Raw genomic sequence first — 14,826 nt, forward strand, 5'->3', positions numbered from 1 at the left:
CCTTCCATCGAAAGGAACAAGCCATGAGCACCCATCCGACACCCGCGCGCACCGGTGACGACCACCTGCCCCCCCCACAGCGCCGCCAGCTGCTGCGCGCGGCCGCCACGCTGGGCGTGGCCCCTTGGCTGCTCTCAGCCTGCGCCACGGCCGCGGGCGATGCCGCCGCGGGCACCGCACCCCATCGCACGCAAGCCGCCGGGGCGCGGCGCCGGCTCGGACCGCTGGAGGTCTTCCCGGTCGGTCTGGGCTGCCAGTGGCGGCCCGGCGCGGCGCCGGGCGTGGTGGTCGATTCGTACAGCAGCCGCTTCGACCGCCCGGCCGCCATCCGCCTGATCCGCCAGGCCGTGGACCAGGGCGTCACGCTGATCGACACGGCCGAGGCCTATGGTCCCTTCCTGTCGGAAGAGATCGTCGGCGAAGCGCTGCAGGGCATCCGCGACCAGGTGGTGCTGGAGACCAAGTTCGGCTTCGACATCGACCCCGGCACCGGCGCCCGCCAGTCGGGCGGCCGCAACAGCCGGCCCGAGCACATCCGCCAGGTGGTGGACGCTCAGCTTCGGCGTTTGCGCACCGACCGCATCGACGTGCTGATCCAGCACCGCGTGGACCCGGATGTGCCCATCGAGGATGTGGCCGGCACGGTCAGGGAACTGATCGGCGCGGGCAAAGTGCGGCAGTTCGGCCTGTCGGAGCCTGGCCTGCAGACCGTGCGCCGCGCGCACGCCGTGCAGCCGCTGGCGGTGATCCAGAACGAGTACTCGATGCTGTGGCGCGGGCCCGAGGCCCAGGTGCTGCCGCTGTGCGAGGAACTGGGCATCGGCTTCGTGTGCTGGAGCCCGTTGGGCCAGGGCTTCCTGGCCGGCGGCGTGAAGGCCGATTCACGCTTCGCCATGGCGCCCGACATGGACTTCCGCGCCATCTCGCCGCGCTTTGCACCCGAGGTGCTGCCGGCCAACATGGCGCTGGCCGACCTGGTGCAGACCTGGGCGCGCCGCAAGAACGCCACGCCGGCGCAGCTGTCGCTGGCCTGGCTGCTGGCGCAAAGGCCCTGGATCGTGCCCATCCCCGGCACCACCAACGCCGCCCACATGACCGAGAACCTGGGCGCTGCAGCGATCTCGTTCACCGCCGAAGAGCTGCGGCAGCTCAATGCGGCGGTCGCCGCCATCCGCATCCAGGGCGATCGCCTGCCGCCGGCCGTGGCGGTGATGTCGGGCGTGGAGGCCGCGCCGAAGCGCTGAGCGGCCGGCGCGGCGGCGACGTGCCGCGCGTCAGCGCCGCCGGCTCGTGGCCGCCGCCTCGATCGGCAACGGCCCGCCCGCCTTCACTTCCTTGAGCACCACGCTCGAGCGCACATGCGTCACGCCCGGCAGCTTGAAGGCCGTGCGGTGCAGAAACTGCTCGTAGCCGGCCACGTCGGGCACCAGCACCTGCAGGATGTAGTCGGCATTGCCGGTGGTGGCCCAGCAGCCGGTGATCTGCGGGCAGTCGGCCACCGCCTGCTCGAACTGCTGCACCACGGCCTCCTCGTGCCGCGCCAGGTTCACCTCGGCGATCACGCACTGGGCCAGGCCCAGGCGGGCGCGGTCGAGTGCCACGGTGTAGGCGCGGATGGCGCCGGCCTCCTCCAGCGCCTTGATGCGCTTCCAGCAGGGCGTGGACGACAGGCCCACCTTGTCGGCCAGCTGCTGCACGGTCTGGCGCGCGTCGCGCTGCAGTTCGGCCAGCAGCTGGGCGTCGATGCGGTCGATGGCGAGGGTCATGGCGGGCGTGATGGCGGGTGTGGGCGATGCGAGCGGTGGGCCGCTCAGGCAGCCGGCGGACTGAAGCGCGGGTCCACCGCCAGCCGGCGCTGCTGCAGCAGGCGCAGGCCGGCGCGGGCCGTGGCCGGCAGGTGATCGGGCGCGAACACCAGGTTCCAGCTGGCGCGCGACACCACGCTGGGCAGCACGATCAGGCCATGCGCGGCCAGCAGCTCGCCACCCCAGCGCTGCTGCCCGGCGCTGGGCCAGCCAGCGTGCAGCCAGGCCGGGTTGGGCACCTCGTCGGGCGCCACCACGCGCACCGCGGCCGGCGGTACGGCAATGGCGCTGAGCACATGGGGCTGGGTGTCCAGCACTTCGAAGCCGCGGTGCACGGCCGCCTCCACCAGGCAGGTGGCCGGATCGAGGCTGCAGTACACGGCGCGCAGGCCCTTGGGGTTCCAGCGGCCGCCGAAGCGCTCGGCGCCGATGCCGCTGTCCCAGCTGTCGGCAAAGCGCTGCGCGTCGATGCGCCAGGCGGTGAGCGCGGCCGCATCGCCGCCCAGCGCGGCGGGCAGCGGCGCCATCCGGGCATCGGCCGGCGTGGGCAAAGCCGGGCTCAGCTGTAGACGCCGTGTTCCAGGCGGCCCAGGAACTCGGTGACCAGCTCGGCGCCCTGCAGCGTGCGCAACAGGTCGATGGGCCGCGCGCCATCGAGGCCCAGCGCCGGGTGCGCCATCCAGCGCTCGGCCGCCTCGCGGCCGCCGAACACCGCGCTGGCCTGCGCCAGGATCTCGGCCAGCTGCCAGGTGCGGCTGGCCAGATCGGGCGGCATCAGCTTGGCCGGCTGCTCCTTCTGGCGGCGCAGCGTGCGTGCGCTGATGCCCACGGCCTCGGCCACCTCGTCGGCCGACAGCGCGGTGAGGTGGTCGACCAGGTTGACCAGGATGGCATAGGGCACGCCCTTGACCAGCGCGCCATGGATCTCGGCCCGGCTTTGCGGCACGGTCTTGAACCAGCGCCGGCCGCCCATGAACTCGACCGCACCGATGCCCAGCGCGGGCGCTGCACCCGCGGCCGGCGCCACCGCCGGGCCCTCAGCCGCCGCGGCAGCCGGGGACCGTGCGCCGGCGCGCCAGGGCGCTGCCGGTTCTTGGGTGTGCAGGATGCGGGCCATGCGGTCAATTGTCCATTCCTTTCAGCCAATTGTCAAAACACGCCACGCGCCATCCCCAAGTCGACGGCCGGCGGGCGGGGCCGCGCACGGGTGCGCTGGTTACATTGATCCGGTCAAACTCTGGAGGATTGGCCATGGCCTCAGCCGCGTTCCTGCAAGCCCTGCCCTTCGTGCTGAAGTGGGAGGGCGGCTATGTCAACCACCCGGCCGATCCGGGCGGCGCCACCAATAAGGGCATCACGCAGAAGGTGTACGACGAGTGGCGCGGCCGCCAGGGCCTGCCGGCACGCAGCGTGAAGGAACTGGAAGACAGCGAGATGCACGCGCTGTACGAAAGCGGCTACTGGCTGCCCCCCAAGTGCGACAAGCTCGACGATCCACTGAACCTGGTGCAGTTCGACACCGCGGTGAACATGGGCGTGGGCCGCGCCGCGCGCTTCCTGCAGCAGGCGGTGGGCGCCGGGGTGGACGGCAGCATCGGCCCCGGCACGCTGCAGTGCGTGGCCAACTGCGACCCCGGCGACGCGCTGGAGAACTACTGCAACACCCGCGAGGCCTATTACAAGAACCTGGTGGCCGGCAACCCGAAGCTGGGCGTGTTCCTGAAGGGCTGGATGAACCGTCTGAACGCGCTGCGCCAGCAGATCGGCCTGCCGGGCCACGAGTCGCCGGTGCCGCTGGACTTCGGTGACGCCGGCTACGTGGCCAAGGTGCCCGACCTGGGCGAAGACCCGGCCTACGACCTGCCCTGAGCGCCGCCCGGCCCGCCCCCCCCTCCCGGCCATGCCCAGCCGCCGCAGCCCTGCCGCCGCCCCCGATCCCGACCAGGCCCGGGCCGCGGCCGATGCCCTGCTGGCCACGCTGCGCCAGCGCCCCACGGCCACGGCGCTGAAGCAGGCGCGCGCGCTGCTGCCCACGCTGCGCAACCTGCGCCAGTTCGACGCGCTGCTGCCGCTGGCCGAACAGCTGTCGCGCATCGACCCCGCCGATGCCCCCACGCGGCGGCTGTACGCCCAGGGCCTGATCGAGACCGGCGCGACCACCGCCGCGCTGGACATGCTGCGCCAGCTGGTGGCCCGCCTGCCCAAGGGCGATGCCGAAGCCGCCGAGGCCTGGGGCCTGATCGGCCGCGCGTGCAAGCAGCTCTTCTTCGACGCCGCCGATGCCAGCGGCCCCGGCGCCCGCGCCGCGCTGGCCGAGGCGGTGCAGGCCTACCGCCTGCCCTGGCAGGCCGACCCCGCCCGCCACACCTGGCATGGCGTGAACCTGCTGGCCCTGGTGAGCCGCGCACGCCGCGAGGGCTGGACCGAGATCGCACCGCGCATCGACCCCGCCAAGCTGGCGCGCCAGCTGGTGGATGCGCTGAACGCCGTGCCGCCCCGGGCGCGCGACGAATGGCACCTGCCCACGCTGGCCGAGGTCACGCTGGGCCTGGGCCTGGCCTCGGGCGACCTGGCGCCGGTGGAGGCGCTGCTGAAGGACTATGTCGGTGCGCCCGGCGTCCAGGCCTTCCAGGTGGCCAGCACGCTGCGCCAGTTCACCCAGGTGTGGGCGCTGGACAGCCTGCGCGCCGGCAGCCCCGGCATCGGCCTGCGTGGCGAGGCCGACCTGCGCCGCGCGCGCGGGCTGGCCGACATCCTGCGCGCCCGCCTGCTGAGCCTGCCCGGCGCCAGCCTGCAACTGCCGGTGGCCAAAGCCCAGCCCACCCAGCCCGCCCGGCCGGCCCGCGCCCGGCGTGGCACCGGCGACCGCGCGCTGCTGACGCCCGGCGTGGCGCCGGTGCCCATCGCCCAGGCCGTGCCCGCCGACGCCCCCAGCGACGTGCAGCTCGAGGCCATCCTGGGCGTCGAGGGCCCGCGCACCTTTGCCTGGTGGCAGGCCGGCGTGGCCGCCTCGCGCTCGGTGGGCGTGGTGCGCAAGCGCCTGGGCCAGCGCATGGGCACCGGCTTCCTGGTGCGGCCGGCCGATTTCGGCCTGCCCGACGACGCCGGTCCGCTGCTGCTGACCAACTACCACGTGGTCAACCCCGACCACGTGGAAGACGGCCTGATGCCCGACGAGGCCGAGGTGATCTTCGAGGCCGTGGACGCGGCCACCGCCTACCGTGTCGAGCGGCTGCTGTGGTGCTCACCGATCGCCGAGCACGACGCCAGCCTGCTGCGCCTGAGCGGCCAGCCCGCCGGCCTGCCGCCGCTGCCGATCGCCGCGCGGCTGCCCGAGATTCCGCCGCCCGAGGACAAGCAGCGCCCGCGCGTCTACGTCATCGGCTACCCAGGCGGGCGCGAGCTGTCGATCTCGTTCCAGGACAACGAGCTGATCGACCACGAAGGCCCGCCCACCGGCCAGCCCCCGGTGCCGGGGCGCTGGCGGGTGCACTACCGCGCGCCCACCGAGGGCGGCAACTCGGGCAGCCCGGTGTTCAACGACAGCGGCTGGGAGGTGATTGCGCTGCACCACAGCGGCGGGCGCTTCAAGATGCCGCGGCTGAACGGCCAGCCGGGCAGCTACGCCGCCAACGAGGGCCTGGCCATGGCCACGCTGGTGGCCGCGGTGAAGGCCGCCCGCCCCGGCTGAGCGGGCCTGCTGCGCAGCGTCAAGGCGCCGGCAGCGCCTTCTGCCGGGTGGCCAGCAACGCGCCCAGCGCCAGCACGCCGGCCGACACCGCCAGCCCGGCCTGCAAGCCACCGGCGCCATCGGCCAGCCGGCCCACCAGGCTGGGCCCGACGATCTGCCCGGCGGCGAACACGATGGTGAAGGCGCTGATGCCGGCCGGCCAGGCCGCCGGCGGCAGGTTGTGCCGCACCAGGGCCGTGGTGCTGGCCACCACCGACAGGAACACCGCGCCGAACAGCACGCCCGAGGCCAGCGCCACCAGCGCATGGGGGCTGAGCACCGGCGCCAGCGTGGCCACGGCCAGCAACGCGCTCAGGCTGGCCAGCGGGCGGCCGTCGCGGTGGCGCTGCAGCAGGCCGGCCCACAGCCAGGGCGAGGCCATCACACCGACGCCCAGCAGGCTGTAGAACAGCACCACCATGCCGGTGCCATGCTGCTGCTCGCGCAGCAGCGTGACGATGAAGGTCATGTAGCCGATGTAGCCCAGGCCGAACATGAAGTAGGCCGCCAGCCCGAAGCCGAACGGCCGCCACGCCGCGGTGGCCGCCGTGCCCGAGGTGGGCGGGGCCGAGGCCACCGCGGCGGCCGGTGCCGCTGCATCCAGATCGGCCATGTCGCGGCGGCGCGCGGCCATCGCGGCGGTGGCCGCCAGGGCCAGCGCGCCCAGCGCGATCCAGCCGCCCGGCCAGCCGGCCAGCAGCGCGCCCGCAGGCCACGCGATCAGCGGCGGCAGGCCCAGCGCGCAGGCCACGATGCCGGCGCCGGTGCCGCCGTAGTACAGGCCCAGCACCAGGCCCGGCGTGATGCCGCTGCCGGCTGGCTGCGGCCGCAGCCCCAGGCGCGCCGCCATCAACCCGCCCGAGACGAAGACCACCGCGCTGGCCGTGCCGGTGGCCAGGCGCAGCGCGTACAGCACGGCATCGGCCCAGGCCGGCCCGGTGGCCAGGCCGTGCGCGGCCAGCAGCAGCGCGGCGGCGGCGCTGCCGCCCAGCAGCGCCCGCGTGGCGCCCCAGCGCCGAAGCAGCACCGGCATGGCCAGCGCACCCAGCAGGTAGCCGGCGGCGTTGACGGTGTTCATCGCGCCGGCGGTGACATAGCGCCAGCCCAGCGCCTCGCGCATCGGCGGCAGCAGCAGCGCGTACGAGAAGCGCGCCAGCCCCAGCGACACCGCCGCCCCCAGCGCCAGGGCCAGGGCGGTGAGCAGGGTGCGGCGCAGGGGGCTGGCTTCAGGCATGCCCCATGTTAGGGCGGCCGCGGCGGGCCGCCGGGTCGCGCTGGCGTCAGCCGGCCACCAGCTGACGGAAATGCCGGTCCATGCGCTCGGCGTCGGGCGTCAGGCCGGTGAACAGCGCGAAGGCGCCCACCGCCTGGCCCACGGCCATGGTGCCGCCATCCACCACACGGCAGCCGGCAGCGCGCGCCGCCTGCAGCAGCGCGGTGTCGAGCGGGAAGTACACCACCTCCGACACCCACAGCCCCGGATGCAGCAGCGCGGCCGGCAGTGGCAGGCCGGGCAGCTTGGCCATGCCAGTGGGCGTGGCGTGGATCAGGCCGGTGGCCGCCTCGGGCGCACCGGGTGTACCGATGGCCGACGCGATGTCGGCCGCCGCCACGGCGCGGCCGGGGCCGTACAGCGCATTCAAGGCCTCGGCCAGGGCCTGGGCGCGGGCCGGATCGGCATCCACCAGGCGCAGCTGGCCGGCCCCGGCGCGCAGCACCGCATGGGCGATGGCCGAGCCCGCGCCGCCGGTGCCCAGCAGCACCACGCGCGCCAGGTCGGCACCCGGCAGCGCGCGCTGGAAGCCCCAGGCCCAGCCCGAGCCGTCGGTGTTGTGGCCGATGGCGCGGCCGCCGCGGAAGACCACGGTGTTCACCGCGCCCATCGCACGCGCCTCGTCCGACAGCTCGTCCAGCAGCGGCAGCACCAGCTGCTTGCACGGGAAGGTGATGTTCAGCCCGGCAAAGCCCATCTGGCGCGCGGCGTGCACCAAGCCCGGCAATGCCGAGGCATCGGTGCCGGCTGCATCCAGGTCGATCAGCTGGTAGTGCAGCGCCAGGCCCTGGGCGCGCGCCTCGGTCTCGTGCAGTGCCGGCGACAGCGAGCGCTGAATCCCCGCGCCGATCAAGCCAACCAGCCGTTTGCTTTGACCACTCACTTTCGGAGCTTTGCGAGTTCAGCCTGCAGCTCTGCCACAGTGGCGGCAATGGCGGCGCCATGCTTGTCCACCACCGGCTGCAGCTTGGCGCGCAGCTTGGCCTGCTCGGCGGCCGAGAACTCGGTGGTCTGCATGCCGGCCTTCTTCAGCTCCTGCAGGTCGTCGGCCGACTTGTCGCGGTTGACCTTGCGCTGGTACGCAGCGGCCTCGGTCGCGGCGTCCTTCACCACCTTGCGCTCGGCCTCGCTGAGCGTGTCCCAGACCTTCTTGCTGAAGATCAGCGACTGCGGGTTGTACTGGTGGTTGGTGACGGCCAGGTGCTTCTGCACCTCGTAGAACTTGTTGGCCAGGATCACCGACAGCGGGTTCTCCTGCCCGTCGATGGCCTTCTGCTCCAGACCGGCATAGACCTCGGGGAAGGCCATCGGCGTGGGGTTGGCGCCCAGGGCCTTGACCCAGTCGACGTTGATCGCGTTGGGGATCACGCGCAGCTTCAGGCCGGCGATGTCTTCCACCGTGGCGATGGCCTTCTTGCTGTTGGTGATGTTGCGAAAGCCCAGCTCCACATAGGCCAGGCCGACGATGTTCTTGTCCAGCAGCTTGGCGTGCAGCTTCTGGCCGAACGGGCCGTCGACCACCGCATCGGCCTCCTTGGCGCTGGCGAACATGAACGGGAAGTCATAGACCTCGAAGTCCTTGACCTGCGAGGCCAGGATGCCCGAGTTCAGCTGCACGAACTCGATGGTGCCGCCCTGCAGCGCCGAGACGTTCTGCGCGTCGCCGCCCAGCGTGCCGCCGGCGAACACGTTGACCTTGAACTTGCCGCCCGACTTGGCCGCCATCAGCTCGGCGAACTTCACCGCGCCCATCTCCAGCGGATGGCCCTTGGGGTTCTGCAGCGCGAACTTGAAGGTCCGCTCCTTGATGTCCTGGGCGGCGGCGGTGCCGAACACGGCCAGGGCGGCCACGGCGGCCAGGGTCTTGAGCATCAAGCGCTTCATGGAAGTCTCCTCGGAAGAATCAGTTCGCGAACCATTTCGCCGGCACCGTCACGATGGACGGGAACAGCACCATCAGGAACATCACCGTGAACTCGGCGATCATGAAAGGCATGACGCCACGCGTGACGTCATCCATCTTCATCTTGCCCACGCCGGCCACCACGTTCAGCACCGTGCCCACCGGCGGCGTGATCAGGCCGATGGCGTTGTTGATGATGAACAGCACGCCGAAGTAGATCGGGTCGATGCCGGCGGCCTTGATCACCGGCATCAGCACCGGGGTCATGATCAGGATGGTGGGCGTCATGTCCATGGCCGTGCCCACGGCCATCACCAGCACCATGATGGCGATCAGCAGCAGCGTCTGGTTGCCCATGAAAGGCTGCAGCAGCGCGATCATCTTGCTGGGGATGTCGGCCACCGTGATCAGCCAGGCACTCACCATCGCGGCAGCCACCAGGAACATGATGACTGCGGTGGTCTTGGCCGCGGCCATGAACACCTCGCCGATCTGGTGCAGGCTGAGCTCGCGGTAGACCACCATGGCCACGAACAGCGCGTACACCGCGGCCACCACGGCGGCCTCGGTCGGCGTGAACACGCCGAACTTCAGGCCCACCACCACGATCACCGGCAGGAACAGCGCCCAGGCCGATTCGCGCAGCGCCTTCAGCCGTGCCGCGGTGCTGGCCTTGGGCGGCGGCGTGATGGCCTCCTTCTTGGCCACCCACCACCACGCGATGGCGATCGACACGCCCATCAGGATGCCCGGCACGATGCCGGCCAGGAACAGCTTGCCGATCGACAGGTTGGCGGCCACGCCGAAGACCACGAAGCCGATCGACGGCGGGATCACCGGCGCGATGATGCCGGCGCTGGCGATCAGGCCGCCGGCCTTGGCCTTGTCATGCCCGGCGCGCACCATCATCGGCAGCAGCAGGGCGGCCAGCGCGGCGGTGTCGGCCACGGCCGAGCCCGACAGCGCGGCCATCATCACCGCCGCCAGGATGGCCACGAAGCCCAGGCCGCCGCGGCGGTGGCCCACCAGCGTGATGGCCAAATCGACGATGCGGCGGCTCAGGCCCCCCACGTTCATGATCTCGCCGGCCAGCATGAAGAAGGGCACGGCCAGCAGCGGGAAGCTGTCGGCGCCGTTGACCACGTTCTGCGCCAGGATCTGCGCATCGAACATGTCCAGGTGCCACATCAGCGCCACGCCCGAGGCCAGCAGCGCATAGGCGATGGGCAGGCCGATGGCCATGGCGGCCAGCAGCGAGCCGAGGAAGACAAAAACAGTCATGACAGCCCTTCCCGGCTCAATGCTTCTTGAAGGTGACGCTGCGGTCGAGGTGCAGGTCTTCCACCTGCGCCAGGTCTTCGCTCTCCTGCACCATCACCAGGTCTTCGTCGCGCACCTGGCCGCTCACCGTGCGCCACAGCTCGCGCAGCAGGATCAGCGTGGCCGACACCGCGAACACCACGCCCGAGGCGTAGAAGATGGCCACCGACGCGCCGGTGACCGGCGCCTCGACCTCGCGGTTGATCACCATCTGCGCCCAGCTGCCCTGCAGCAGCAGGCCGTTGATGCCCAGCATGGCCAGCTGCGCCAGCACCAGGCAGGCTCGCTTGCCGGTCGGGCCCAGGCGGCCCACCAGCATGTCGGTGCCCAGGTGGCCATGCTCCTTGAGCGCGACGATGGCGCCCAGGAAGCACATCCACACGAACAGCCAGCGCGAGACCTCCTCCGACACCGTGATGCCCGACGAGAACGCATAGCGCAGCACCACGTTGCCAAACACCAGCAACACCATCAGCGCCAGCATGGCCACCATGGCCCATTCCAGCAGCCGGCAGTAGCCGTTGATCACTCTGTTCATCGGGGGTCTCCTCGCACACGGCATGGCCAACGGACAGCCCGCTGCCCGTCGCGGAACCAATTTTGTACGAACTGGTTAGTTTTATTCTGGGTGGAAACCCGCATGTCAGCGGGCCAGCGCCGGGCCGCTCCCAAGCAGGCCCGCACCCGCCCGGCGGGTGGCTTCGCGTACCCGCGGAGCCGGGTGCCTCAGGTATCAGGCGCGCACGTGGCGCACCACCATCTCCACGATGGACTCGCGCCGTGCGGCGATGGCCGCCGGCGACTCCAGGTCGCGCTGGAAGATCAGCGAGAAGGTGTGGCGGTTGGCCACGTTGAAGATGCTCAACGCGCTGATCGACATGTGCAGGTCCACCGGGTCCACGCCGGCGCGGAACACGCCCGCGGCCACGCCGCGCTGGTACACGCGGCGCAGGCCCTCGATGGCCGGCACGTTGAGCTCGCGGATGCTCTGGCTTTGCGCCAGGTACTCGCCGCGGTGGATGTTCTCGGTCATCACCAGGCGGATGAACTCCGGGTGCGCCAGCTGGTAATCCACCGTGAAGGCCACCAGCGTGCGCAACGCCTGCTCGGGCGGCAGGTCGTCGAGCTGCAGGCCGCTCTCGATCACGCGCATCTGGCGGTAGGCCTCTTCCAGCACCGCCACGTACAGCCCTTCCTTGCTGCCGAAGTAGTAATAGATCATGCGCTTGCTGGTGCGCGTGGCCGCGGCGATCTCGTCGATGCGTGCGCCGGCCAGGCCTTTGTCGGCGAACTCGCGCATCGCCACGGCCAGGATGTCGGCCATGGTGCGCTCGGGGTCGTTGGTGCGGCCGGTGGTGTCGCTCGGCGGCCGGCCCCGGCGCGGCTTTTGTACTGGTTCGTTCATGACGGCCAGCAGCTTAACGCATGGTGCGGCGCCTCTATTTCCCGGCCTCTTGAAAGCCGCCGCAGCGGCCTGAACTGTGCGTCACGGGCCGCGCTGCCAAGCCGACGCGGCCCACCCGACCACCGAACCGCCGAGGATCGCCATGCTTTACCGCAGCCTGTTTCCGCACGACCTGATGAACGAATTCGGCCGCCTGCAGCGCGACCTGCAAGGCGCCTTCGATGGCTCACCCGCCATCCGGGGCGCCGGGCGCGGCGGCTACCCCGCGCTGAACGTGGGCGCCACGCCCGAGGCGGTGGAGATCCTGGCCTTCGCGCCCGGGCTGGACCCGGCCACCATCGAGGTCAACCTCGAGCGTGGCGTGCTCACGCTGGAAGGCCGGCGCGCCGCCACGCTGCCTGCCAACGCCAACGGTGAGCGTGCGGGCGAGACGCGCCAGACGGTGCACCTGCAGGAGCGCTTCGACGGCCACTTCCGCCGCGTGGTGAGCCTGCCCGACGACATCGACGCCGCGGCCGTGCAGGCCGCCTACCGCGATGGCGTGCTGCGCATCACTGTGCCACGCCGTGGCCAGACGCAGCCGCGCCGCATCCCGGTGCTGTAAGGCGCCGCCCTCTCCCGCTTGCCCCCATGCCCAGGAGCCCGACATGAACACCCCGACCCGCGACACCCAAGAAGCCCCCGCCCTGCTGCCCCTGGTGGACGTGGTGGAAGACGCCAGCGGCATCACCCTGTATGCCGATCTGCCCGGCGTGGCGCGCGACGCGCTGCAGCTGCGCGTGGAAGGCGACCGCCTGGCCATCGAGGCCGAGATCAGCGCCACGCTGCGCGAAGGCAGCACGCCCAGCCACACCGAGGTGGGGCTGACGCGCTACCGCCGCGCCTTCACGCTCAGCAAGGAACTGGATGCGGAGCGCGTCAGCGCCGAACTGAGCCAAGGCGTGCTGCGCGTGCGCATCCCCAAGGCCGCGCAAGCGCAGCCGCGCCGCATCCAGGTTCAGGTGGCCTGATCGTCGGGCGCCCGGCGCGCATGCTCGAGCAGCCGGTCGAACAGCTGGCCGAGCAGCACGCGTTCATCGGGCGTCAGGCAGTCGAAGATCGCGGCATTGCGCTCGTCGATCAGTTTCATGGTCTGTGACCAGCGCACCCGGCCCGCCGGGGTGAGTGACAGCACCACGCTGCGCCCATCCAGCGGGCTGGCCTCCTTGCGGGCCAGGCCCTGCGCCACCAGCGAGGCCGCCGCCCGGCTGGCCTGACCCTTGTCGAGGTTGGCCTGGAAGGCCAGGTCGTTGACCGTGAGCGACGGGAACGAACCGATGCAGGCCAGGCAGCGCGCCTCGCCCAGCGGCAGGCCGCACTCGCGCAGGTACAGGTCATGGCTGGCGCGGTCGCTCAGCTTGGCCAGCATGTGCAGCCGGTAGGTCAGGTAGCGGTCCAGCGTGGGCAGCTGGCCGCTGGCGCCACGGCGGCGGGGGGCGTTCGATCCAGGCATCGCGTCACATCGAGTGGACCAGCCACAGCGACAGCGCCGGGAAGGCCACCAGGAAGCTGATGCGGATGAAGTCCGACGTCAGGAAGGGCATCACGCCCTTGGCCGTCTCGAGGTAGGGCACGTCCTTGGCCAGCTTCTGGATGATGAACAGGTTCATGCCCACCGGCGGATGCACCAGGCCGATCTCCACCACCATCAGCGCCAGGATACCGAACCATACCGACTTGTCGGGCGCGCTCATGCCGTAGAAGTCCAGGCCCATCACCATCGGGTAGAAGATGGGAATGGTCAGCAGGATCATCGCCAGCGAGTCCATCACGCAGCCCAGCAGCACGTAGACCACCAGGATGGCCACCAGCACCGCCAGCGGCGGCAGGCCGCTGTTCTTCACCCAGGTGGCCAGCTCGTTGGGCAGCTGCGTGACGGCCAGGCCCGAGTTCAGCAGGTCGGCGCCCAGCAGCACCAGGAAGATCATGGCCGTGGCGTGCGCCGTGCCGATCAGGCTGGCCTGGATGCCGGGCCAGCGCATGCCGCCGTTGACGATGGCCAGCACGCCGCAGGCCGCCGCGCCGATCGACGCCGCCTCGGTGGGGTTGGCCCAGCCGCCGTAGATGCCCACGATCACCACCACGAACACGCCGGCCACCGGCAGCACGCCCAGCAGTGCGGCCAGGCGCTCGCTCCAGGGCGCCTTGCCGCCGGCCGGTCCGGCCTTGGGATCGAGCGTGACCACGATGCGGATCACCAGCATGTAGCCCAGCATGGCGATCAGGCCCGGGATCACCGCGGCCACGAACAGCTTGCCGATCGATTCCTGCGTGAGCACCGCATACACCACCAGCGGCACCGACGGCGGGATCATGATGCCCAGCGTGCCGGCCGCAGCCAGCGTGCCGGTGGCCAGGCGGCCCGAGTAGCCGTGCGCGCGCAGCTCGGGCAGCGCCACCTGGGCCATGGTGGCCGCGGTGGCCAGCGATGAGCCGCAGATGGCGCCGAAGCCCGCGCAGGCACCGGTGGCCGCCATCGCCAGGCCGCCGCGGAAATGGCCCAGGAAGGCCGCTGCGCAGCGGAACAGGCTCTTGGACAGGCCGCCATGCGTGGCGAACTGGCCCATCAGCATGAACAGCGGAATCACCGCCAGGTCGTAGTTCGACAACCGGGCATAGGCCAGGTGGTTCATCGTGAACAGCAGCGCGTTCGGGTCGCCCTGGTTCATCGCCAGGTACGCGGCCGCACCGCCGATGAACATGCCCACGCCCACATGCACGCGCAGCGCCAGCAGGGCCAGCAGGCCCGCGAACACCGTCAAGCCGATCGCCATGCCGCTCATGCCGCAGCCCCCTTCACCGCCACGCGCAGCGAGGCATTCACACGGCTGAGTGCCGCCAGCGCCAGCAGCACGAAGCTGGGCACCAGCAACGCCACCGGCTGCCACAGCGGCACCAGCAGCAGCGTGCTCACCTCCTGGTTCTCGTGCGCCTCCAGCATGTACAGCGCGGTGCGCCAGGTCAGCAGCAGGGCCACGCCCAGCAGCAGCGTGTGGGCCAGCGTGTCGAGCACGGCGCGGCCGCGCTCGCTCATCCAGGTGGTCAGCGCATCCACCTTGATGTGGTGGTCATACAGCTCGCACAGCGGCAGAAAGGCCGCCGAGCCGATGGCCGCGCCCATCTGCAGCAGCTCCATGTCGCCCTGGATCGGCGAGGCCAGCAGCTTGCGGCCCAGGATGGACACGATGCTCATCGCCACGATGGCGCAGAACAGCACGCCACCGGCCAGGCCCCAGCCGGTGATCAGGCGGTCCAGCCAGCGCGGCACGCCGCCCACCGGGGTGGGCGCGTGCGAGGGCTCGGCCACGGGATTGAGTTCAGCCATGAAGTCGCTTTCGCTGCGGTGCCGCC

Annotated in this window: 17 protein-coding genes; 5 read left to right on the forward strand and 12 right to left on the reverse strand. The window is 71.4% G+C overall.

Going from position 1 to position 14,826, the window contains the following annotated elements:
- Positions 1-23 precede the first annotated feature (23 nt).
- Positions 24-1,244: an aldo/keto reductase gene (locus AACH10_RS11925; RefSeq protein ID WP_341410641.1), complete on the forward strand. Its 1,221-nt coding sequence runs from the start codon at positions 24-26 to the stop codon at positions 1,242-1,244.
- A 30-nt stretch (positions 1,245-1,274) separates the two neighbouring features.
- Here AACH10_RS11925 and AACH10_RS11930 read toward each other — a convergent pair whose 3' ends face one another.
- Genes AACH10_RS11930 through parS form a run of 3 tightly spaced genes read right to left on the reverse strand, consistent with a single transcriptional unit; the run spans position 1,275 to position 2,922 of the window.
- Entirely contained in the window at positions 1,275-1,766 is a 492-nt protein-coding gene (locus AACH10_RS11930) for an Lrp/AsnC family transcriptional regulator (RefSeq protein WP_341410642.1), read from the reverse strand.
- Between the two features lie 44 nt (positions 1,767-1,810).
- The gene (locus tag AACH10_RS11935) at positions 1,811-2,332 is read right to left on the reverse strand and encodes an RES family NAD+ phosphorylase (RefSeq protein ID WP_341410643.1); all 522 of its coding nucleotides are present in this window, start codon (positions 2,330-2,332) and stop codon (positions 1,811-1,813) included.
- Between the two features lie 32 nt (positions 2,333-2,364).
- Positions 2,365-2,922: a type II RES/Xre toxin-antitoxin system antitoxin gene (gene parS, locus AACH10_RS11940; RefSeq protein WP_341410644.1), complete on the reverse strand. Its 558-nt coding sequence runs from the start codon at positions 2,920-2,922 to the stop codon at positions 2,365-2,367.
- A gap of 134 nt (positions 2,923-3,056) precedes the next feature.
- Here parS and AACH10_RS11945 point away from each other — a divergent pair, with 134 nt between their 5' ends.
- Both AACH10_RS11945 and AACH10_RS11950 read left to right on the forward strand, forming a co-directional pair.
- Positions 3,057-3,674, forward strand: coding sequence for a glycoside hydrolase family 108 protein (locus AACH10_RS11945; RefSeq protein WP_341410645.1), 618 nt, complete (start codon positions 3,057-3,059; stop codon positions 3,672-3,674).
- Positions 3,675-3,705: 31 nt separating this feature from the next.
- Positions 3,706-5,496, forward strand: coding sequence for a trypsin-like peptidase domain-containing protein (locus tag AACH10_RS11950; protein ID WP_341410646.1), 1,791 nt, complete (start codon positions 3,706-3,708; stop codon positions 5,494-5,496).
- A gap of 19 nt (positions 5,497-5,515) precedes the next feature.
- On the opposite strand, the gene AACH10_RS11955 is transcribed toward AACH10_RS11950, so the two are convergent.
- The 6 genes from AACH10_RS11955 to AACH10_RS11980 all read right to left on the reverse strand — a co-directional run bounded on the left by AACH10_RS11955 (position 5,516) and on the right by AACH10_RS11980 (position 11,436).
- Entirely contained in the window at positions 5,516-6,769 is a 1,254-nt protein-coding gene (locus AACH10_RS11955; RefSeq protein WP_341410647.1) for a YbfB/YjiJ family MFS transporter, read from the reverse strand.
- A gap of 46 nt (positions 6,770-6,815) precedes the next feature.
- On the reverse strand, positions 6,816-7,691 hold the full coding sequence (locus AACH10_RS11960; protein WP_341410648.1) for a shikimate dehydrogenase: 876 nt from the start codon (positions 7,689-7,691) through the stop codon (positions 6,816-6,818).
- Positions 7,688-8,692, reverse strand: a complete 1,005-nt coding sequence (locus AACH10_RS11965; RefSeq protein WP_341410649.1) for a TRAP transporter substrate-binding protein — start codon at positions 8,690-8,692, stop codon at positions 7,688-7,690. Before AACH10_RS11965 ends, AACH10_RS11960 begins: the two co-directional genes overlap by 4 nt.
- Positions 8,693-8,711: 19 nt before the next feature.
- A complete protein-coding gene (locus AACH10_RS11970) occupies positions 8,712-9,992 on the reverse strand; it encodes a TRAP transporter large permease subunit (protein WP_341410650.1) in 1,281 nt (426 codons plus the stop codon).
- 16 nt (positions 9,993-10,008) lie between these two features.
- Complete coding sequence (locus AACH10_RS11975; RefSeq protein WP_341410651.1) at positions 10,009-10,569, reverse strand: TRAP transporter small permease; 561 nt, start codon at positions 10,567-10,569, stop codon at positions 10,009-10,011.
- Between the two features lie 195 nt (positions 10,570-10,764).
- Entirely contained in the window at positions 10,765-11,436 is a 672-nt protein-coding gene (locus tag AACH10_RS11980; RefSeq protein WP_341410652.1) for a TetR/AcrR family transcriptional regulator, read from the reverse strand.
- Positions 11,437-11,578: 142 nt separating this feature from the next.
- Here AACH10_RS11980 and AACH10_RS11985 point away from each other — a divergent pair, with 142 nt between their 5' ends.
- Positions 11,579-12,040 carry an Hsp20/alpha crystallin family protein gene (locus AACH10_RS11985; protein WP_341410653.1) on the forward strand — a complete coding sequence of 154 codons (462 nt, stop codon included), beginning with the start codon at positions 11,579-11,581 and terminating at the stop codon, positions 12,038-12,040.
- Between the two features lie 43 nt (positions 12,041-12,083).
- Positions 12,084-12,446 carry an Hsp20/alpha crystallin family protein gene (locus AACH10_RS11990; RefSeq protein ID WP_341410654.1) on the forward strand — a complete coding sequence of 121 codons (363 nt, stop codon included), beginning with the start codon at positions 12,084-12,086 and terminating at the stop codon, positions 12,444-12,446.
- Here the strand turns inward: AACH10_RS11990 and AACH10_RS11995 are convergent.
- The 3 genes from AACH10_RS11995 to AACH10_RS12005 are packed head-to-tail and all read right to left on the reverse strand — an operon-like array spanning position 12,434 to position 14,800.
- The gene (locus AACH10_RS11995; RefSeq protein ID WP_341410655.1) at positions 12,434-12,928 is read right to left on the reverse strand and encodes a MarR family winged helix-turn-helix transcriptional regulator; all 495 of its coding nucleotides are present in this window, start codon (positions 12,926-12,928) and stop codon (positions 12,434-12,436) included. The two genes, AACH10_RS11990 and AACH10_RS11995, sit on opposite strands and share 13 nt — an antisense overlap.
- A gap of 4 nt (positions 12,929-12,932) precedes the next feature.
- On the reverse strand, positions 12,933-14,258 hold the full coding sequence (locus AACH10_RS12000; RefSeq protein ID WP_341410656.1) for a TRAP transporter large permease: 1,326 nt from the start codon (positions 14,256-14,258) through the stop codon (positions 12,933-12,935).
- The gene (locus tag AACH10_RS12005; RefSeq protein ID WP_341410657.1) at positions 14,255-14,800 is read right to left on the reverse strand and encodes a TRAP transporter small permease; all 546 of its coding nucleotides are present in this window, start codon (positions 14,798-14,800) and stop codon (positions 14,255-14,257) included. The genes AACH10_RS12000 and AACH10_RS12005 overlap by 4 nt, the downstream gene beginning before the upstream one ends.
- Between the last annotated feature and the right edge of the window lie 26 nt (positions 14,801-14,826).

Source organism: Pseudaquabacterium inlustre, from assembly GCF_038066595.1.
In the GTDB taxonomy this organism is placed as follows: domain Bacteria; phylum Pseudomonadota; class Gammaproteobacteria; order Burkholderiales; family Burkholderiaceae_C; genus Pseudaquabacterium; species Pseudaquabacterium inlustre.